The organism is Massilia sp., assembly GCF_046293535.1.
In the GTDB taxonomy this organism is placed as follows: Bacteria; Pseudomonadota; Gammaproteobacteria; order Burkholderiales; family Burkholderiaceae_D; genus Telluria.
The window spans coordinates 1-20,195 of the sequence record NZ_JBKBOV010000057.1 but is presented as its reverse complement, the minus strand read 5'-3'; the positions used below and the strand labels follow the sequence as shown (position 1 = coordinate 20,195).

The following is a 20,195-nucleotide window of genomic DNA, read 5'->3' as shown; positions in this document are numbered from 1 at the left end:
TGCCCGCTCCTTACTGCGGCAGCACTTCGAAGGTGGCGGCGTAGGTGTAGCGCTTGGCGCCCGGCTGCTGCGGCGCGCCGCGCTCGCCGTGCGGCACGCTGGCGCTCAGGTAGTACATGTTCGGCGCCGCCACGGTGAAGCTGGCTTCGCCCTTGGCGTCGGTGCTCAGGCGCTGCTCGCCCGAGGAGCCGCGGTACTTGGCGGTGCCCGGCACCACGCTGAAGGGCATGTTGGCGGCCGGCTTGCCGTCGAGCTGGAAGCGCACGCGGATCGGTTCGCCGACGCGCAGGTCGGACGGGTGGGTGACCGGGACCAGCTCGAGGCCGACGCCGCTCGGCTTCAGGGCGGTCTCGTTCATCTTGTTGGCCGAGACGAAGGTTTCCAGGCGCGAGTGCACGTTGGTGGTCTGCACCTCGGTGGCGCCGGCCGGCACCTGCACTTGCAGGCTGCCCTGCGGGCCGCGGAAGCGCTTGGTCTCGCCACCCAGCTTGTAGCTGCCGGTCACGTTGTTGTTGACGATAGCCAGGCGGTAGGTGCCGTCCTTCGGCAGGCGCAGGTCGAGCGTGCTGCGGTACTTGCCCAGCACCGCGCCCTGGGCCTTGCTGGCCACGCCGTCGGGATCGGTGATCGTCAGGTTGTCCAGGCGCAGCGGGGCGTGGTTGAATTCGAACAGCTGGTTCGAGATCCCGGCGTCGAGCGTGACCCAGGCTTCCTTGGCGTCGACCATGGTGCTGTTCGGCAGCAGCCAGGCGTCGTGCGCCTGTGCGGTGAAGGACATGCCGGCGAGGATCAGGCCGAGCAGGGCGGTCTTGGTGAAGCGTTGTTGCATGGGGATTCTCCTGTTCTTGATGCGTTATTGGATCTGGAGCGATACGGCGCCCAGTTCGTCCTTGCCCGCCGCGCTGGCGGCGACCTTGCCCTTGCCGGCCCAGTTGAAGGGCAGCTTGACCACTTCGCGTCCGCCCGATTCGCGCGAGGCCTCGACCACCAGCGTGTAGTCGCCGGCCGGAAGCTTGTCCAGGCCGTTCTTGGCGGCGTCGAATTTCATGGTATGGGTGCCCGGCGGGCGGGTCGCGCCGCTCACGCCGTCGATCGGCATGGTGGCTTCGCGCCCGGCCTTGCGCCACCAGGTGCGCAGGTCCTTCAGCCACTTCTCGCCTTCGCGGTTCTTCAGCTTGAGGTCGTACAGCACGGCCAGGTTCGATGCCACGCTCTGGTCGGCGCGCTCGATCCAGATCGCGACGTAGGGCTTGTGGTACTCGGCCACGTTCAATCGCGGCAGCTCGAACTTGACGGACAGGTCGGCGCCCACGGCCCAGCTCGAGGCGAGCGGCAGGGTCAGGAGGAGCGAGTGGGACAGTTTCATTCTTGGTCTTCTCTCGGTGGATACGGCGATGGAGGATTCAGTGTACGAACAGCAGGGCCAGCACGATCGGCAGCACGACGCCGAACCCGACCACCGGCCAGGTCGACGGCCGCTTGGCCGCGTGGTACTTCAGGATCAGGAAACCGGTAATGCAGAACACCACGCAGGCGATCGAGAAGATGTCGATGAACCAGCTCCACACCGGACCCGTGTTGCGGCCCTTGTGCATGTCGTTGAGCCAGGAGATCCAGCCGCGGTCGGTCCGTTCGTATTCGGCCGAACCGTCGGCGGCGATGCGCAGCCAGGCGTCGCCGCCCGGGCGCGGCAGGGCCAGGTAGGCGTCGTCCTCGCTCCATTCGGCGCGCTTGCCGCGCACCTCGACCGCGAAGGCGGCGTTGGCCCAGTCCGCGATCTCGCTCGGCAGCGGCACCTCGGCGTCGGCATGCTCGGCCGCGAACGTTTCCAGCTGGGCGCGCAGCGGCTCCGGCAGGCTGGCCTTCAGGCGCGTGACCCGCGGTTCGGCCTCGATCAGGCTGGCATTGTTCAGGGTCAGGCCGGTAAAGCTGAACAGCAGCATCGCCATCAGGCAGATGGCCGAGCTGATCCAGTGCCACTGGTGCAGCTGCTTGAGGTAGACGGCACGGCCCGGCCCCGGCAAAGCCGGGGCGGCAGGGGTGCGTGCCGCGGATGCGGGTGCGGAAGTGGTCGGTCCGGTTGGGCTCATCATCAAATGATAACGATTATCATTTACCTGGTCAACCGCCCGATGTGGCTTTACAAATGGAAATAAAACATTTCTTGTTGAACGCTCTGCCTTGCATCAGCGCTTGCGTTACAATACTGTGCGCCAAAAGGCAACAGGAGGCCTGTCTGTCTTGTTTTGTGCCACAGAAATACGCCCTTCCCCACAACTTGATGTAGTAAGTGCGATCCGCTAACCGGTCAGGCCGTGTCGCGGAAGGTTAGACTAACCCGCCCCATACTCGCGAAGCGCGAAGAAAGGTGAGCAAGAATGATGCAGCAACAGAATGCGAACTCGTACCTGTTCGGCGGTAACGCGCCGTACGTGGAAGAGTTGTACGAAGCGTACCTGAACAATCCGGGTTCGGTCCCGGAAAACTGGCGCGCTTACTTTGACCAGATGCAGCACGTGCCCGCCGTGGACGGCTCCAGCCGCCCGGACGTGGTCCACTCGTCGGTCGTCGCCTCCTTCGCGGAACGCGCCAAGCAGGGCCCCATCCGCACGGTGAGCGCCTCGTCGGACCCGGAAATGGGCCGCAAGCGCGTGGCCGTCACCCAGCTGATCGCCGCCTACCGCTACCTCGGCTCGCGCTGGGCCAACCTCGACCCGCTGCAGCGCCAGGAGCGCCCGCCGCTGCCGGAACTCGACCCGGCCTTCTACGGCTTCACCGAAGCCGACCTCGACACCGTCTTCAACATCAGCAATACCTACTTCGGGAAAGAAACCGCGCCGCTGCGCGAGATCCTGAACCTGCTGCGCGACACCTACTGCCGTTCGATCGGCGCTGAGTTCATGTACATCAGCGACCCGACCGAGAAGCGCTGGCTGCAGGAGCGCCTGGAGTCGATCCGCTCGACCCCGACCTTCAACGGCGACAAGAAAAAGCACATCCTCGAACGCCTGACCGCGGCCGAAGGCCTGGAACGCTACCTCCACACCAAGTACGTCGGCGCCAAGCGCTTCTCGCTGGAAGGCGGCGAATCCTTCATCGCCTCGATCGACGAAGTGATCCAGCGCGCCGGTGAAAAGGGCGTGCAGGAAATCGTGATCGGCATGGCCCACCGCGGCCGCCTGAACGTGCTGGTCAATACCCTGGGCAAGAGCCCGGCCGACCTGTTCGAAGAATTCGAAGGCAAGCACGCCGACGACCTGCCGGCGGGCGACGTGAAATACCACCAGGGCTTCTCGAGCGACATCTCGACCCCGGGCGGCCCGGTCCACCTGTCGCTGGCCTTCAACCCCTCGCACCTCGAGATCGTCAACCCGGTCGTCGAAGGCTCGGTCAAGGCGCGCATGGAACGCCGCGGCGACCGCAAGGGCAAGGAAGTGCTGCCGATCCTGGTGCACGGCGACGCTGCGTTCGCCGGCCAGGGCGTGGTCATGGAAACCCTGAACCTGGCCCAGACCCGCGGCTACGGCACCGGCGGCACCGTCCACATCGTCATCAACAACCAGATCGGCTTCACCACCTCGGACCCGCGCGACGCCCGTTCGACCATCTACTGCTCGGACGTCGTCAAGATGATCGAAGCACCGGTGCTGCACGTGAACGCCGACGATCCGGAAGCGGTCGTGCTGGCCTCGCAGATCGCGATGGACTACCGCACCGAGTTCGGCAAGGACGTGGTGGTGGACATCGTCTGCTACCGCAAGCTGGGCCACAACGAGCAGGACACCCCGGCCCTGACCCAGCCGCTGATGTACAAGAAGATCGCCAAGCATCCGGGCACCCGCAAGCTGTACGCGGAGAAGCTGGTTGCCCAAGGTACCGTGCCGCCGGAAACCGGTGACAAGCTGGTCGCCGAGTACCGCGCCGCGATGGACGCCGGCAAGCACACCGTGGATCCGGTGCTGACCAACTTCAAGGGCAAGTACGCCGTCGACTGGGCGCCGTTCCTGAACAAGAAGTGGACCGACGCCTGCGACACCTCGGTGCCGCTGGCCGAACTGAAGCGCCTGGCCGAACGCATCACCAAGGTGCCGGAAGGCTTCAAGCCGCACTCGCTGGTCGAGAAGGTCCTGAACGACCGCGCCACGATGGGCCGCGGCGAGATGAACCTCGACTGGGGCATGGGCGAGCACCTGGCCTTCGCCTCGCTGCTGTCCTCGGGCTATGCGGTGCGCCTTTCGGGCCAGGACGCCGGCCGCGGTACTTTCGTCCACCGCCACGCCGTGCTGCACGACCAGAACCGCGAGCGCTGGGACCAGGGCATCTACCTGCCGCTGGCCAACGTCTCGGACAACCAGGCCAACTTCACCGTGATCGACTCGGTGCTGTCGGAAGAAGCGGTGCTCGGCTTCGAGTACGGCTACTCGACCGCCGAACCGAACACGCTCACCATCTGGGAAGCCCAGTTCGGCGACTTCGTCAACGGCGCCCAGGTCGTCATCGACCAGTTCATCGCCTCGGGCGAGGTGAAGTGGGGCCGCGCCTCGGGCCTGACCATGATGCTGCCGCACGGCTACGAAGGCCAGGGTCCGGAGCACTCGTCGGCACGCATCGAGCGCTTCCTGCAGCTGTGCGCCGACAACAACATGCAAGTGGTGCAGCCGACCACGGCAGCCCAGATCTTCCACCTGCTGCGCCGCCAGATGGTGCGCCAGTTCAGGAAGCCCCTGGTGATCTTCACGCCGAAGTCGCTGCTGCGTAACAAGGACGCCGGCTCGCCGCTGACCGACCTGGCCAAGGGCGGCTTCCAGACCGTGATCGGCGAAGTGGACGAGAAGATCGATGCAAGCAAGGTCAAGCGCGTGCAGGTCTGCTCGGGCAAGGTCTACTACGACCTGGTCAACACCCGCAAGACCCGTGGCGTCAGCGATGTCGCGATCATCCGTATCGAACAGATGTACCCGTTCCCGCACAAGTCGTTCGCGGCCGAGCTGAAGAAGTTCCCGAACGCGACCGAGGTGGTGTGGGTGCAGGACGAGCCGCAGAACCAGGGTCCGTGGTTCCAGATCCAGCACAACATCTTCGAAAGCATGGAAGACGGCCAGCGCCTCGCCTACGCAGGCCGCCCGGCTTCCTCGTCGCCTGCGGTCGGCTACGCCGACAAGCACGTGGCGCAGCAGAAGGAACTGCTGGAGACCGCGTTCTCGAAACTCAAGGGTTTCATCCTGACCAAGTAATACCACTGCCCCCGCGTGCGCATGCGCCCGGGGGCCTTTGCATACAGAATACATAAACGGAGCTACATAAAAATGGCACAAATCGAAGTCAAGGTCCCCCAACTGTCGGAATCGGTCGCTGAAGCGACCCTGCTGTCCTGGCACAAGAAAGTCGGCGAGCAGGTCGCGCGCGACGAGAACATGATCGACATCGAGACCGACAAGGTGGTCCTGGAACTGCCGGCCCCGAGCGAAGGCGTGATCGTCCAGCTGCTCAAGGCCGACGGCGCCACCGTCGTGTCGGGCGAAGTCATCGCCATCATCGACACCGAAGCTTCGGCACAGACCAGCCCACTCGCCGTGAAGGCCATCCCGTCGGCTGCCCCGAACGCACCGATCGAAGCGCCGGCAGCGGCCGCCACCGGCTCGAAGGGCGACGTCGCCATGCCGGCCGCCGCCAAGATCCTGGCCGACAACAACATGAGCGCCGCCGACGCCACCGGCACCGGCCGCGACGGCCGCGTGACCAAGGGCGACGCCCTGGCCGCGGTCGCCAACAAGCCGGCGCAAGCCGCCGCACCGGCACCGGCACCGGCCGCCAAGCCGGCCCTGCAGCAAGTGGCAGCGCCGGTCGCGAACCTGGGCGACCGTCCGGAAGAGCGCGTGCCGATGAGCCGCCTGCGCGCCCGTATCGCCGAGCGCCTGCTGCAGTCGCAGCAGACCAACGCCATCCTGACCACCTTCAACGAGGTGAACATGGCGCCGGTCATGGAACTGCGCAACAAGTACAAGGACAAGTTCGAGAAAGAGCACGGCGTCAAGCTGGGCTTCATGTCCTTCTTCGTCAAGGCCGCCGTCGCCGCGCTGAAGAAGTACCCGATCCTGAACGCCTCGGTCGACGGTAACGACATCGTCTACCACGGCTACTTCGACATCGGCATCGCCGTCGGTTCGCCGCGCGGCCTGGTGGTGCCGATCCTGCGCAACGCCGACCAGATGTCGATCGCCGAGATCGAGAAGAAGATCGGCGAATTCGGCCAGAAGGCAAAAGACGGCAAGCTGACCCTGGAAGACCTGACCGGCGGTACCTTCTCGATCTCGAACGGCGGCGTGTTCGGCTCGATGCTGTCGACCCCGATCATCAACCCGCCGCAGTCGGCGATCCTGGGCGTGCACGCCACCAAGGACCGCGCCGTCGTGGAAAACGGCCAGATCGTCATCCGCCCGATGAACTACCTGGCGATGTCGTACGACCACCGCATCATCGACGGCCGCGAAGCCGTGCTGGGCCTGGTGGCCATGAAGGACGCGCTGGAAGATCCGGCACGCCTGCTGCTCGACCTGTAATCGGCAGTAACGTAGTGCAATGCAGACATGCCTGTCCGTGCAGGCATGTCCCCAATACCAGTGAGGACCGCCATGATCTCCGATGAAATCCGGCGCTTGCACGAGCTGCACCAGGCCGGTGCGCTGACGGACGCCGAGTTCGAACAGGCCAAGGCCAAGGTCCTGGCCAGCGACAAGGTGAACCTGGAGAAGGACGGCCGGAGCGCCGGCGCCGGCTTCGGCCCGCCGCCCGGCAGCTTCGAGGCGAAGCTCAAATCCCTGCGCCGTACCCGCCGCGACCGCTGGCTGGGCGGCGTCTGCGGCGCCTTGAGCGAGGGCTTCGGCATGGATATCTATGCCTGGCGCCTCGTGTTCGTCCTGCTCACCCTGGTGACCTCCGGTGCTGGGGCGCTGGCCTATCTGGCGCTGTGGATCTTTGTCCCAGAAGAATAAATAAGGAAGCTATTCATGAGTAACGAGAAACAATTCGACGTCGTCGTGATCGGCGGCGGCCCTGGCGGCTACATCGCCGCCATCCGCGCAGCGCAGCTCGGCTTCAAGACCGCCTGCATCGACGCCTGGAGCAACGCGGCCGGCAAGCCGGCCCCGGGCGGCACCTGCACCAACGTCGGCTGCATCCCCTCCAAGGCGCTGCTGCAGTCGTCCGAGCACTTCGAGCACGCCGGCCACGCCTTTGCCGACCACGGCATCAAGGTGGGTGGCCTGGAACTCGACCTGCCGACCATGCTCAAGCGTAAGGACACCATCGTCAAGCAGAACAACGACGGCATCCTGTTCCTGTTCAAGAAGAACAAGGTCAGCTTCTTCCACGGCGTCGGTTCCTTCGCCGGCAAGGCCGAGGGCGGCTACACCATCAACGTGAGCGGCCCGACGACCGAGACCCTGAGCGCCAAGAACGTGGTCATCGCGACCGGTTCGAACGCGCGCCAGCTGCCGGGCGCGGAATTCGACGAGAAGCTGATCCTGTCGAACGAAGGCGCACTGGCGATCGACGCCGTGCCGTCGAAGCTGGGCGTGATCGGCGCCGGCGTCATCGGCCTGGAAATGGGTTCGGTGTGGCGCCGCGTCGGCGCCGACGTCACCGTGCTGGAAGGCCTGCCGACCTTCCTGGGCGCGGTCGACGAGCAGATCGCCAAGGAAGCGCACAAGCTGTTCACCAAGCAGGGCCTGAAAATCAACCTGGGCTGCAAGATCGGCGCGATCACCAAGGGCGAGAACAGCGTCACCGTCAACTACGCCGACAGCACCGGCGCCGAGCAGAGCGCCACGTTCGACCGCCTGATCATCTCGATCGGCCGCGTGCCGAACACCAACGGCCTGAATGGCGAAGCGGTCGGCCTGCAGCTGGACGAGCGCGGCTTCGTGGTCGTCGACGACGAGTGCCGCACCAGCCTGCCGGGCGTGTGGGCGGTGGGCGACGTCGTGCGCGGCCCGATGCTGGCGCACAAGGCGGAAGAAGAGGGCGTCGCGGTTGCCGAGCGCATCGCCGGCCAACACGGCCACGTCAACTTCAACACCATTCCCTGGGTCATCTACACCTCGCCGGAAATCGCCTGGGTCGGCAAGACCGAGCAGCAGCTCAAGGCCGAAGGCGTGTCGTACAAGGCCGGCACCTTCCCGTTCATGGCCAACGGCCGTGCGCGCGCGCTGGGCGATACCTCGGGCATGGTGAAGTTCCTGGCCGATGCCACGACCGACGAAATCCTGGGCGTGCACATCGTCGGCCCGGTCGCATCCGAGCTGATCTCGGAAGCCGTCGTCGCGATGGAGTTCAAGGCGTCGTCGGAAGACATCGCCCGCATCTGCCACGCGCACCCGTCGCTGTCGGAAGCCGTCAAGGAAGCCGCGCTGGCGGTGGACAAGCGTTCGCTGAACTTCTAAGTTTCACCTGTAGGGTGGGCGGCTCTGCCGCCCACGCGGTCAATCCACGTGTCCGGACCCGCTCCGTGGCATTCAACCGTGCGTTGACCGCGTGGGCGGGGGACCCGCCCACCCTACGTTTACACCGTCACTATGAACGTCCAAGAGTATTACCAGCACGCGCTGACCGAGCGCGGCTTCAAGTCCGACCCCGCCCAGCAGGCCGCAGTGGATCGCCTGCAGCAGGCGTACGACGACTGGGTCCAGTACAAGGCCCAGCGGTCGTCCGCTTTCAAGCGCCTCATCAACCGTCCGGACGTGCCGAAAGGTGTGTACATGTGGGGCGGGGTGGGGCGCGGCAAGTCCTTCCTGATGGACTCCTTCTATTCGGTGGTGCCGGTGGTGCGCAAGACGCGCCTGCACTTCCACGAATTCATGCGCGCCGTGCACGGCCAACTGGACGAACTGAAAGGCGTGGCCGATCCGCTCGACGAAGTCGCCAAGCGCATCGCCAAGAAATACCGCCTGATCTGCTTCGACGAATTCCACGTTTCCGACATCGCCGACGCGATGATCCTGTATAACCTGCTCAAGGCCCTGTTCGACAACGGCGTCTCCTTCGTGATGACCTCGAACTACGAACCGTCCACCCTGTACCCGGACGGCCTGCACCGCGACCGCATGCTGCCGACCATCGCACTGCTGCAGCAAAAGCTCGACATCCTCAACGTCGACGCCGGCAACGACTACCGCAAGCGGGCGCTCGAGCAGGTGGAGGCCTATTACACGCCGCTCAACGCCGCCTCGGACCATGCCCTGCGCGAAGCCTACGCCAAGGTGGCCGACACCGCCGACGAGAGCCCGATCGTGCACATCGAGAACCGCGAGATCCGCGCGCTGCGCCGCGCCGGCGGGGTGATCTGGTTCGACTTCGCCACCCTGTGCGGCGGGCCGCGTTCGCAGAACGACTACCTGGAACTGGCCTCGCGCTTCCATACGGTGATCCTGTCCGGGATCCCGGCGATGTCGGCCGGCCAGTCTTCGGAAGCGCGCCGCTTCACCTGGCTGGTGGACGTGTTCTACGACCACAAGGTCAAGCTGATCATGTCGGCCGCGGTCGAGCCGGAAGAACTGTACACCCAGGGTATGCTCGCGAACGAATTCCACCGCACGGTCTCGCGTATCATTGAAATGCAGTCGCGCGAGTACATGCTGGCCGAACGCCGCGGCGCCGCCGACGCCATCGCTTGAATCGAAAGGACACCATGACGAGTCACCCAGTATTGCGCGTTCTTGCCGCCGCCGTCCTGGCAGCGGCGCTGGCCGCCTGCGCCAGCGTCGAGCCGGGCCCAGCGGTCGCGACGGTGGATCCGACCACCTCGGTGGAGCAGGCCGATGGGCGCCTGGCCGCGGTGGCCGCCGAGCGCGCCGCGATCGAGGCGCGCTATGCCGAACGCGAAGCGGTCTGCTACGACAAATTTTTCGTCAATAACTGCCTGGACGAGGCGAAAGAGCGCCGCCGGGTCGCCCTGAATGCCCAGCGCAACATCGAGATCGAAGCGGAGCGTTTCAAGCGCCGCCTGAAGGTCGAGGAGCGCGACCGCGAGATCGCCGCCGCCGAAGCCGAATACAAGGCCGAGGAAGCGCGCCTGGCGGCCGAACCGCCGCCGCCGCCGCGCGATACCACCGCCCTGCCACCGCCCAAGCCGTCGCCGGCCGCCTCGCGCATGGCGCGCCGCAACGCCAAGGCAAAGGAAGAGGCTGCCCGCGCGCCCGAGGAGGCCGCCAGGGCGGCGGCGAACGTGCGCGTCTTCGAGGAGCGCAAGCGCAAGGCCGAGCAGAAGCAGAAGGACGTCGCGCAGCGCGTGGCCGAGCGCGAGGCCAAGGCGGCGGCGCGCAAGGCCGAGGAAGAGAAAGCAAAGGCGGCTACGCCGCCGGCGGGAAAATAAGGAGTTTTGTCCTGGCGGCCGCGCAGAGTCGGACACCGCCAGTACCTACACGAATAAACCGTCATTCCCGCGAAGGCGGGAATCAAAGTTCGTAGCGTACTGCTACGTTTCGTTTAACTGGGCCGCACGCAACATTGGGTTCCCGCCTTCGCGCACTGCTGTCCGGGATATTCTGATATCTCTTCATTGAGGTACTCCCTGTTGTGCCGTGACTTGCGCCCAGGTTCGTCTTGGGCGCGTCCTGGGAGGGCTTGCATCAATGACGGGTGGCTCGAACAGCGTGGCGGCAATCAAGCCGAGGCAATGCCACAGTGTGTAGTTGAGGCGATGTGCCTGCTTGTACAGGGCAACCAGTAGATAGGCGATCAAGGCCGTCACGATCTGGATATGCACGGCATTGCCGCTGCGGCCCAGGAAGGTTTTGATCTTCAGGTGCTGCTTGAGCCATTTGAAGAACAGTTCGATCTGCCAGCGTTCCTTGTAGCGCTGGCCTATCTCAAGGGCGCTACTGTGGAAGTCGTTGGTTGCCAGTAGCAGTGGCGTGTCCTTATCCCGGCGATAGATCGTGACGCGTCGCAGTGCCTTGCCGTAGTGGTTCAAGCGCCCCTTACTTGAGTGGGTGTACTTCAGGCGCACCACTTCATCACGCAAGACGACATCCTTGGCCTCGTCAGGTACAGGAAAATCCTCTATCGACTCGATCCCGGCATTGTTTTTGAATCGTGTGACGAAGCGCGACCCTACCTCATCAATCCTGGCCCACCAGTTGTAATCGCAGTAAGCCTTATCGAATACGTAGAGCGTGTTGTGTTGAAGTGGCGCCCGCCAGGCCTGGGTGACGTCATTGACGTTGGGGGCACTGAAATCGTGCCAGAGCGGGGCGCTAGATGCTGCATCTAGCAGCACATGCAGCTTGATGCCTTGGGTGTTGCGATTTCGATTGCCCAATGTCCAGCCGTCAAACTCGCGCCCCTTCAGCGTGATCGAGGTCGAATCGAGCAAGCAGATCAGCGGCTTCATTTCTTGACGCAGCTTGCGTGAGACTTTACCCATCAGCCATGCCGCAGTCTCATTGAAGACAAGCGCCGAGCGACGCTCACTGGCATCAGACAAGGTGCTACGGTGGATGGCACTAGTGTGCAGCCGGCGGTGATGCAGGCTGTGGCTGTTAAAGCCCAACTCGAGGGTACGCAAGCTGGAAGCACCGCTCAGTTGAGCGTAGACCATTGCAAGCAAATGATCCCAGTGGCGGAAGCGCTTGCATCCCTTATCGGCATGGTGTCGCTCGACGCACCGATTGAACACGGCACGCGGCAACCCCTTTAAAACCGCATGAAAAGTGGTTATTGTGGACATGGTTGCGGGTATTGGCTTACGAGTGTGAGAGCTCGGGGTTTTACAACCCCAAACCTTTACTCGCAACCCTTTCCCGTACCATCCAGCAACTTCCCATCAAATTATCCCGGACAGCAGTGCGCCTTCGCGGGAACGACGTTCAAGAGCTAGGGACCGGGCGGGTGCTGGCGGCCTTCAAACTACCCGCCCAGGCCTTCCCGCCAACCCATCCTGGGCCGGCTTCACCAGCTTCACGATCGCCATCGAGCAATTTCCCCCTTTGCCCTGGGAGCGTTCCTGCGCCTTGTTGATCAGCATTTCGGACGCCTGCCGCGGCGTGGCCCTGCCGGTGGCCGCCGCCAGTTCTGCATTCGTGAAAAAGTGCCACAAGCCGTCCGAGGCCAGCAGGAACACCTCTCCCGGCGCCAGCCCGGTATGGCGGCCCATGGTGACGAAGGGTTCCTTGCGGCTGTTGCCCATGACGTTGAGCAGCAGCTTGGATTTGCGGTGGTTCCTGGCCGCGTCCTCCGGCAGCTTGTCGCTCGCCATCAGGTGCTGCACATAGGCCGCGTCGCTGGTGCGCAGCCTGCATTTGCCGTCCTGGAAGTGGTACAGGCGCGAGTCGCCCACGTGTCCCCACACCGCTTCGCCGTGCGGCGTCAATACCAGGCCGACGAAGCTCGCGTGCACTTCCGGTCCTTCGCTTGCGCCCAGCATCATCGCGTTCATCTTCATGACGAGGTGGGTTTCGCTGACGATGTCCTGCAGCAGTTGCTCGATCCGTTCCAGGGGAGGGCGGTCGCCCGGCTTGAATTCGTCGAAGACCTGGCGCGCCGTGTGCAGCACCTGGTCCGCCCCCGCAGCGCCGGAGATGCCGTCCGACAGCACGGCCAGCACGTAACCGGGTGCACGCGCGCCCCTCAGGAGAGCGACGCGGTCGTTCTGCTGGGGGCGGTTCCCGATGTGCTGCGCGGTTCCCGCCTCGATCTTGAATGTTGTCATAAACCTTGATTTCCGTAGCGCCTGCGCCAATCTTTGTTGGCGGCAACCTCAGCGTAGATTAAACTATGCACCGAGAAGCCGTGGTGTTGCAAGCCGAACACAAATGGCCGCCACCATGTGCCGCCGCCGAGCGCCGGCGCCGCCGCCCCAGCCCCCGCAAACGCTTTGTAAAAACTGTTTGGAACAGCCATCATGACCGACGTCCAGGACATCCAGCGCCGCATCATTGAACTCGACGTGGAACACCGCGACCTCGATGCCGTCATTTCGATGCTGGCCGTGGACGGCCATGCCGACCAGCTCCAGCTGCGCCGTTTGAAAAAGCGTAAGCTGCAGCTGAAAGATCATATTACGCTGCTGAAGATGCAGCTGGTGCCCGATATCCCAGCTTGACCCAAGCTATAAAGAAACAAGATTTTGACCGACCATCTCCCTGTTCCAGGCGTCACCGCCGAGCCGGCGGGTTCGTCGCCACAGGGCGACGTACTGCCATCCAGCGCCCGACCGCTTGGTAAATACGACGAAGAGCTCGACCGCCTGTTCGCGGCGGGAGGCCCGCTCGCGCCCAACGTCGGCACCTATAAGCCGCGCCAGTCGCAAACCGAAATGGCCAAGGCCATCGCCGGGGCGATCGCCGGGCAGAAGGTCCTGATGGCCGAGGCCGGCACCGGTACCGGCAAGACCTTCGCCTACCTGGTCCCGGCGCTGCTGTGGGGCGGCAAGACCATCATCTCGACCGGCACCAAGAATTTGCAGGATCAATTGTTCCTGCGCGATATCCCGACCATCCGTGCCGCCCTGCGCGCGCCGGTGTCGGTGGCCCTGCTCAAGGGCCGGTCGAACTACGTCTGCCATTTCCACCTGGAGCGAACGCTGAACAACGGGCGCCTGACCTCGCGCGACGACGTCGGCCACCTGCGCGAAATCTCGCGCTTCATCAAGATGACCAACTCGGGCGACAAGGCCGAGCTGGCCAAGGTGCCGGAAAATGCCACGGTCTGGAACCTGGTCACCTCCACGCGCGACAGCTGCATGGGCGCGGAATGCCAGTACTACCAGGACTGCTTCGTGATGAAGGCGCGCAGGGAAGCGCAGCAAGCAGACGTGGTCGTGGTCAATCACCATTTGTTCTTCGCCGACGTGGCCCTGAAGGACACCGGCGTGGCCGAACTGCTGCCTTCGGCCAACACCATCATCTTCGACGAAGCGCACCAGCTGCCCGACACGGCCACGCTGTTCTTCGGCCAGTCGGTCTCGACCTCGCAGGTGCTGGAACTGTGCCGCGACGTGCTGGCCGAAGGACTGGCGCATGCGCGCGGCCCTGACTGGGCCAAGGTCGTGACAAGTGTCGAGAAGGCCGCGCGCGACCTGCGCCTGACCTTCCCGGAAGGGGGCACGCGCCTGTCGCTGCCGCAGATCCTGCCGACCTCGGCCTTTTTCCCGGCGCTCGACAAATTGAAGGAAGAACTGTCCGGCATGATCACCGTGCTGGAAGAACATTCTGCGCGCGCGGAGACGATCGAGGCCTGCCGCCTGCGCGCGCACGAGCTCAGCGCGTCGTTCGACGCCTGGAAGCCGGATACGAAAAAAGGCAAGCTGGGCGACGATGCGGCGGTGCTGTGGGTCGAGGCCTTCAATTCCTCGCTGCAGCTGCACAAGACGCCGCTGTCGATCGCCCCGATCTTTTCCAACCAGCGCGAAGGCACGCCACGCAGCTGGATCTTCACCTCGGCGACGCTGGCGGTGAAGAACGACTTCAAGCATTTCTCCGACCAGATGGGCCTGACCGGCGAGCCGGCCATGACCTGGCCGAGCCCGTTCAACTACGGCGAGCAGGGCATCCTGTACGTGCCGACCGGATTGCCGGAGCCGAATTCCTTCCAGTACACCGACGCCTGCGTCGACATCGCGCTGCCGGTGATCGAGGCGGCAGGCGGGCGCACTTTCTTCCTGTGCACGACGATCCGCGCCGTCAACAAGGTGGCCGAACGCCTGCGCGAGGAATTCGCCGCGCGCGGGCTGGACTTCCCCCTGTTCGTGCAGGGCGAGCGCGGGCGTACCGAGCTGCTCGATTCCTTCCGCAACGCGGGCAACGCCGTGCTGGTGGGCAGCCAGAGTTTCTGGGAAGGCGTGGACGTGCGCGGCGACGCGCTCTCGCTCGTCATCATCGACAAGCTGCCCTTCGCCCCGCCGGACGACCCGGTGCTGGCGGCGCGCATCGAGGTGATGGAAAAGCAGGGGTTGAACGGTTTCATGCACCACCAGTTGCCGGAAGCGATCATCACCCTCAAGCAGGGGGCGGGGCGCCTGATCCGCGACGTGGACGACCGCGGGGTATTGATGATCTGCGACCCGCGCATCATCACCAAGCCCTACGGCAGGCGCATCTGGCAGAGCCTGCCGCCGTTCAAGCGCACCCGGGTGCAGTCGGAGGTGATCGAGTTTTTCCGGCCGGGGACGATGGCGGACGCGGCGGACCTGAACGCCTGATCTGTCGGGTTTTTCGTAGGGTGGGCAGGTTCCCTGCCCACGCGTTCAACGAACAGGTTTGAGCTGCGGAGCCGGCCAGGAAACGTGATTTGAACGCGCGGACGGCAGAGCCGTCCACCCTACGGGCAGATGACGACTTTGCCGGTCACCTTGCGCGCCGCCATGTCGTTGAGCGCCTGCGCCGTCTCTTCCAATTTGTAGCGCGCCGACACCAGCGGCTTGAGTTTCCCTTCCGCCATCCAGCCCAGCATCTGGCGCATCGCCGCCAGGTTCGCCGCCGGCTCCTTGCGCACGAAATCGCCCCAGAACACGCCGACCACCGAGGCGCCTTTCAGCAGCATCAGGTTCCAGGGCAGCTTCGGAATCTCGCCCGCCGCGAAGCCCACCACCAGGTGGCGCCCGCGCCAGGCGATCGAGCGCAGCGCCGGTTCGCTGTATTTTCCGCCCACCGGGTCGTAGATCACGTCCGGCCCGCGGCCGTTCGTGGCCGCCTTCAGCGCTTCGCGCAGGTCTTCCGTCTCATAGTTGATCACGGCATCGGCGCCGTGCGCGCGGCAGACCGCCAATTTTTCGTCGCTCGAGGCCGCGGCGATCACGCGTGCGCCCAGCGCCTTGCCGATCTCGATCGCCGCCAGCCCGACGCCGCCGGCCGCGCCCAGCACCAGCATGGTCTCGCCCGGCTGCAGGCCGGCGCGGTCGACCACCGCGTGGTGCGAGGTGCCATAAGTGAGGGTGATGGCGGCGGCGGTATCGAAGTCCATGCCGGGCGGCATCGGCATCAGGGCTTCGCCCGGGGCCAGCGCCTGCTCGGCAAATGCGCCGGTGCGCGTGAAACCGATCACCGCCTGCCCCGGCGCGTAGCCGGTGACGCCTGCGCCGACGGCGCGCACCGTGCCGGCGAACTCGTTCCCCGGCGTGAACGGAAGGGGAGGGCGCACCTGGTACTTGCCCTGCACGGTCAACACGTCGGGGAAATTCACCCCGGCCGCCTTGACGTCGACGACGACCTCGCCGGCGCCCGGCACCAGGTCGGGCAGGTCCTCGACCGCGAGCTGGTCGATCGGACCCCAATCCTTGCAACGTACGGCTTTCATCTGCTGTCCTTTTATTGCGAATAGCGGTTAATTAATCGGCGGCATTATGCCTGAAGGCGCATCTCGCGCTACTTTCGAACGATGCTGTCGAGTCCGCCAGCACGCTTGTGCGCCCGCAAAGTGGCCGAGGTCGGTGACGCTAGAGTCAAAGGAATCCGCCTTAGCGCATTGGAATGGGGGGCAGGCAATGGCGATCCGTTACGGGTGTTTTTTCAGCTACGCACACGGCAGGCACGACCTGATGAAACGGTTCAAGACCGCCCTGGCCGATGCGCTGCGCTGCTATCTCGAACCTCACTTCGACAACGAGGACGAACTGTTCATCGACACCGAACAGCTGGGCGGTGGCGACGATCTCGACCGCAAGATCGCGCGCGCGATGTGCGAAAGCGTGTGCATGATCCTCATCTACACGCCCAAGTACGAGGCGCATGCCTACACCCGGCGCGAGTACGCGGCCATGCGCCTGCTCGAGCGGGAGCGATCGGGCTGGTACGAGCTGCCGAGCCGCCTGATCATCCCGGTGATCATGACGCGCCATCCCGAATCCCTGCCGCCGGAAATCACCGACAACACTTTCTACGTCGACTTCTCGCATTTCACGATGGCCACCAGCGACCTGAAATCCAACCCGGACTTCCTGCCCGACATCGACAAGATGGTCCAGCGCATCGCCAGGCATTATCAGGAACAAAAAAAGCATACGCCACCCGGGCATGACTGCAACCAATTCGTGCTCCCCGATGTCCCACCAGAATGGCGCGCGATGCCAAGCCTGACTTTCCCAAAAAAATAACGAGGAGTCACATGGAACAGAATCGCTCTACGCTCGAACCCTTGGACAGTCCCGGCCAGGTCACCACCGTGTATGCCTACGAAGGCGGCCCCGTTCGCAACGGCCTGCTGGCGGCCATGGCGCTGCAACTGGCCGGCGATGCCGGCGCGGCGCCGGTGCTGGCGATCGACTGGGACCTCGCATCTCCTTCCCTGCATGGCTACTTCGGTCCATCGCCCGGGGCCGACACCGACGCCGGTCCGCCTGGCCTGGTCGACTATGCCGGCGCGCTGCTGGCGGAACTGCGGCGCCGCCGCATCGGGCGCGACGATGGCGGCGACGGCGTGGCCGATGCGCTGCTCGACGCCGTCGACTGGCGCCCCTACGTGCAGCGCGTGGACGGCCGCCGGCCGCTGTACCTGATGCGCGCCGGCCGCTTCGACGACGACTACGCCGAACGCGCCGGCAGCCTCGACTGGGCGGCCTTGTTCGATGCCTGCCCGGCGCTGCTGCGCCGCTTCTCCGCGCGCCTGGCGGGGCACTTCCGCCACGTGCTGGTGGCCGGCGGCGCCGGCCGCTCGGCCAGCGTCAGCGCCTGCACGGTCCTGGTGCCCGACCGGCTGGTCGGCCTGTTCACGCCGGCGCCGGGCAGCATCGACGGCCTCGAAGGCGTGGTGCGGCGCGCCATCGACTACCGCTGCACCCACGAGGACGAACAGCGTCCGCTGCTGGTCTATCCAGTCGCCTGCGCCGCCGACGGCGCGCGCAGCGACAGCGGCCAGCGCTGGCGCCGCGGCGATCCGGCCCAGGGCCTGGCCGGCTACCAGCCACGCCTCGAGGCGCTGCTGCGCGCCAGCTACGGGGTCGACTGGCTGCGGCTGGAAAGCTGGTTCGACGAGGTCCAGGTGCCGGTATCCGAGGCTGTGGCCATCGCCGGTCCGGGGCGCGCTGCGCTGGCGCATCCCGCCTCCTGCCTGATGGCGTGGTTCGCGCAGGGATGCTTTCCCTGGCAGCCGCTGGCCGAAGTGCGCCTGCGCGACGCGCTCGCGCGCGCCCGCGCGCACGAAGGCAAGGACGCCGCCGTGCAGCAGGCCGGCTGCCTGGCGCGGCTTGCCGGACTGTGCCGGGATGAAGGGCGGGCCAACGAAGCGCGCGAGCTGCTGCGCGAGTGCCTGCTGCTGCGCTGCGCCGTACTGGGCGACGAGCATCCGGACACGCGCGCCGCCCACGCGGCGCTGGCGGCGCTCGATCTGGCCGGCGGCAGGCTGGACGATGCGCGCCAGCGCTACGAATTGCTGGCCCAGTTGTGCGCACGCTTCCTTGGCGCCGACCATCCGGAAACGCTGGCGGCGCGCTCCGGCCTGGCCTGCGTGCTCGGGCAAAAGCGAGAGGGCGAACGGGCGCTGGCGCTGCACGAGCAGGTGGTGGCCACCTGCGAGCGCCTGTGGGGCGATGCGCACCCGGCCACGCTCGACAGCCTCGAACAGCTCGCCCTGACCCTGGACGGACAGCGCGAAAACGACCGGGCGCGGGTGCTGTTCGAGCGGGTGCTCGAGGGCCGGCGCCAGTTGCAGGGCGCGGAACACGAAGATACGCTGCGCTGCGGACAGCGGCTGGCCCGGCTGCTCGGCGAAATGGGCGACCTGGGCAATGCGCGGCGGCTGCTGGAAGCCGTGCTGCGGGTGCGCGAGCGCTACGACGGCGCCTATGCTGCGCCGACGCTGAGCGCGCGCGAGGCGCTGGCCCGGATCCTCGCGGCCCAGGGCGACATGGCGGCCGTGCGCAACCTGCGCAGCGCAGCGGCGCCGCGGCGCGAGACCGGGCCGGGCGCCGGCCACGCGGACGAGCCCCAGGCCATCGACTGCCTGCAGCAACAGTGCGCACAGCTCAAGGCCCTGATCGACCAGGATAGCCGGCTGGAGGCGCGGGCGCTGGCCGACAGCATGCGCCACTCGGTGCAGTGGCTGAGTGTGGCACTTCCGCTACGCCAGCGCGTGGCGGCCATGATCGAACAGGTCTACCTGCGCGAAGGAGACAAGGACGCCGCGCTGGCGCTCAACAAGGACCTGGTTTCCTCCCTGGAGGGGGCCCTGGTCCGGGCAAGACGCGAGGAGTCGCCGGTATTGCGATAGCGGCAAGCTGCGGTGCATGGGCGACAAATAAGCTTGGCAAGCTGCTCATTCCTTGACAGAAAAAATCGCCAGGAGGAAACAAAAAAGGACTGGCTGACGAGCGATCCTGTCGTTGCTTCAGGTAAAATCGCTGACATGCGAATTCTTATCAGTAACGATGACGGCTACCTGGCGCCTGGTATCAGTGCGCTGGCCGATGCCTTGTCCGCGATCGCGGACAGCGGGGTGGTCGCACCCGACAGCAACCGCTCGGGTGCGTCGAATTCGTTGACGCTGGACCGGCCGCTGACGGTCACGAAAGCGGCCAATGGTTTCCATTTTGTCAATGGGACGCCGACCGACTGCGTCCACATCGCGCTGACCGCGATGGGCGATGCGCCGCCCGACCTGGTCGTTTCCGGCATCAACAACGGCCAGAACATGGGCGACGACACCTTGTATTCCGGCACCGTCGCGGCGGCGACCGAAGCCTACCTGTTCGGCATTCCCGCGATCGCCTTCTCGCAGGTGAACCCGGGCTGGGCCCACGTCGACGCCGCGGCCAGGGTGGCGCGCGAGATCGTCGAGCGCCGCTTCGACAAGCTCGAACTGCCTTTCCTGTTCAACGTGAACATCCCGAACCTGCCGTACGAACAGATCGGTCCCTTGACCCCATCTCGCCTCGGCCGCCGCCACCAGGCCGAGCCGGTCATCCGCTCGCAGGATCCGCGCGGCCGCGAGATTTTCTGGATCGGCGCGCCCGGCGCATGCCGCGATGCGAGCGAGGGCACCGATTTCCATACGACCGCGCAGGGCTGCGTGTCGATCACGCCGCTGCAGGTCGACCTGACCCACAAGGCCCAGCTGGAACTGCTGCGGGGACTGGTATGAGCGGAGACATGGGCGACAAGCGCAGCACCTTTCCCTTGCCGCTGTCCTCGGTGACCGGCGGCGCCGTGCGCAAGCCGGGGCTGCCTGCGCCGGTGGCCACGCCGCAGACCGCGACGCGCAATGCCAGC

At 65.5% G+C, this 20,195-nt stretch carries 18 protein-coding genes; 11 read left to right on the top strand and 7 right to left on the bottom strand.

Annotation, left to right across the window (positions count from 1 at the left end):
• Positions 1 to 10 precede the first annotated feature (10 nt).
• Genes ACK4S9_RS21360 through ACK4S9_RS21350 form a run of 3 tightly spaced genes read right to left on the bottom strand, consistent with a single transcriptional unit; the run spans position 11 to position 2,090 of the window.
• Positions 11 to 829: a DUF4198 domain-containing protein gene (locus tag ACK4S9_RS21360; RefSeq protein WP_409729655.1), complete on the bottom strand. Its 819-nt coding sequence runs from the start codon at positions 827 to 829 to the stop codon at positions 11 to 13.
• A 24-nt stretch (positions 830 to 853) separates the two neighbouring features.
• Entirely contained in the window at positions 854 to 1,366 is a 513-nt protein-coding gene (locus ACK4S9_RS21355; RefSeq protein ID WP_409729653.1) for a DUF2271 domain-containing protein, read from the bottom strand.
• A 37-nt stretch (positions 1,367 to 1,403) separates the two neighbouring features.
• Entirely contained in the window at positions 1,404 to 2,090 is a 687-nt protein-coding gene (locus ACK4S9_RS21350; protein ID WP_409729677.1) for a PepSY-associated TM helix domain-containing protein, read from the bottom strand.
• 288 nt (positions 2,091 to 2,378) lie between these two features.
• On the opposite strand from ACK4S9_RS21350, the gene ACK4S9_RS21345 reads away from it, so the two are divergent.
• The 6 genes from ACK4S9_RS21345 to ACK4S9_RS21320 all read left to right on the top strand — a co-directional run bounded on the left by ACK4S9_RS21345 (position 2,379) and on the right by ACK4S9_RS21320 (position 10,369).
• Positions 2,379 to 5,234 carry a 2-oxoglutarate dehydrogenase E1 component gene (locus ACK4S9_RS21345; RefSeq protein WP_409729651.1) on the top strand — a complete coding sequence of 952 codons (2,856 nt, stop codon included), beginning with the start codon at positions 2,379 to 2,381 and terminating at the stop codon, positions 5,232 to 5,234.
• A gap of 72 nt (positions 5,235 to 5,306) precedes the next feature.
• On the top strand, positions 5,307 to 6,560 hold the full coding sequence (gene odhB / locus ACK4S9_RS21340) for a 2-oxoglutarate dehydrogenase complex dihydrolipoyllysine-residue succinyltransferase (RefSeq protein ID WP_409729649.1): 1,254 nt from the start codon (positions 5,307 to 5,309) through the stop codon (positions 6,558 to 6,560).
• 72 nt (positions 6,561 to 6,632) lie between these two features.
• A complete protein-coding gene (locus tag ACK4S9_RS21335; RefSeq protein ID WP_409729647.1) occupies positions 6,633 to 6,992 on the top strand; it encodes a PspC domain-containing protein in 360 nt (119 codons plus the stop codon).
• A gap of 15 nt (positions 6,993 to 7,007) precedes the next feature.
• Entirely contained in the window at positions 7,008 to 8,441 is a 1,434-nt protein-coding gene (gene lpdA / locus ACK4S9_RS21330) for a dihydrolipoyl dehydrogenase (RefSeq protein ID WP_409729645.1), read from the top strand.
• Positions 8,442 to 8,573: 132 nt separating this feature from the next.
• A complete protein-coding gene (zapE, locus tag ACK4S9_RS21325; protein ID WP_409729643.1) occupies positions 8,574 to 9,671 on the top strand; it encodes a cell division protein ZapE in 1,098 nt (365 codons plus the stop codon).
• 14 nt (positions 9,672 to 9,685) lie between these two features.
• Entirely contained in the window at positions 9,686 to 10,369 is a 684-nt protein-coding gene (locus ACK4S9_RS21320) for a hypothetical protein (RefSeq protein WP_409729641.1), read from the top strand.
• 183 nt (positions 10,370 to 10,552) lie between these two features.
• Here the strand turns inward: ACK4S9_RS21320 and ACK4S9_RS21315 are convergent, their stop codons facing one another.
• The 3 genes from ACK4S9_RS21315 to ACK4S9_RS21305 form a co-directional block, all read right to left on the bottom strand.
• Positions 10,553 to 11,725: an IS4 family transposase gene (locus ACK4S9_RS21315; protein WP_409729639.1), complete on the bottom strand. Its 1,173-nt coding sequence runs from the start codon at positions 11,723 to 11,725 to the stop codon at positions 10,553 to 10,555.
• Between the two features lie 174 nt (positions 11,726 to 11,899).
• Positions 11,900 to 12,706 carry a PP2C family protein-serine/threonine phosphatase gene (locus ACK4S9_RS21310; protein ID WP_409729638.1) on the bottom strand — a complete coding sequence of 269 codons (807 nt, stop codon included), beginning with the start codon at positions 12,704 to 12,706 and terminating at the stop codon, positions 11,900 to 11,902.
• Positions 12,703 to 12,900, bottom strand: a complete 198-nt coding sequence (locus ACK4S9_RS21305) for a hypothetical protein (protein WP_409729636.1) — start codon at positions 12,898 to 12,900, stop codon at positions 12,703 to 12,705. Before ACK4S9_RS21305 ends, ACK4S9_RS21310 begins: the two co-directional genes overlap by 4 nt.
• Here ACK4S9_RS21305 and ACK4S9_RS21300 point away from each other — a divergent pair.
• Together ACK4S9_RS21300 and ACK4S9_RS21295 are read left to right on the top strand one after the other, a co-directional pair.
• Entirely contained in the window at positions 12,899 to 13,099 is a 201-nt protein-coding gene (locus ACK4S9_RS21300; RefSeq protein WP_409729634.1) for a YdcH family protein, read from the top strand. The genes ACK4S9_RS21305 and ACK4S9_RS21300 overlap by 2 nt on opposite strands.
• A gap of 24 nt (positions 13,100 to 13,123) precedes the next feature.
• Positions 13,124 to 15,196, top strand: coding sequence for an ATP-dependent DNA helicase (locus ACK4S9_RS21295; RefSeq protein WP_409729633.1), 2,073 nt, complete (start codon positions 13,124 to 13,126; stop codon positions 15,194 to 15,196).
• 119 nt (positions 15,197 to 15,315) lie between these two features.
• Here ACK4S9_RS21295 and ACK4S9_RS21290 read toward each other — a convergent pair whose 3' ends face one another.
• Positions 15,316 to 16,290 (bottom strand): NADPH:quinone oxidoreductase family protein, encoded by a 975-nt coding sequence (locus tag ACK4S9_RS21290; RefSeq protein WP_409729631.1) that lies wholly within the window; start codon positions 16,288 to 16,290, stop codon positions 15,316 to 15,318.
• 187 nt (positions 16,291 to 16,477) lie between these two features.
• Here ACK4S9_RS21290 and ACK4S9_RS21285 point away from each other — a divergent pair, with 187 nt between their 5' ends.
• The 3 genes from ACK4S9_RS21285 (at position 16,478) to surE (ending at position 20,067) form a co-directional block, all read left to right on the top strand.
• Complete coding sequence (locus ACK4S9_RS21285) at positions 16,478 to 17,086, top strand: toll/interleukin-1 receptor domain-containing protein (protein WP_409729629.1); 609 nt, start codon at positions 16,478 to 16,480, stop codon at positions 17,084 to 17,086.
• 11 nt (positions 17,087 to 17,097) lie between these two features.
• Positions 17,098 to 19,197 carry a tetratricopeptide repeat protein gene (locus ACK4S9_RS21280; RefSeq protein ID WP_409729627.1) on the top strand — a complete coding sequence of 700 codons (2,100 nt, stop codon included), beginning with the start codon at positions 17,098 to 17,100 and terminating at the stop codon, positions 19,195 to 19,197.
• Positions 19,198 to 19,332: 135 nt separating this feature from the next.
• Positions 19,333 to 20,067: a 5'/3'-nucleotidase SurE gene (gene surE / locus ACK4S9_RS21275; RefSeq protein ID WP_409729625.1), complete on the top strand. Its 735-nt coding sequence runs from the start codon at positions 19,333 to 19,335 to the stop codon at positions 20,065 to 20,067.
• Positions 20,068 to 20,195: the final 128 nt, after the last annotated feature.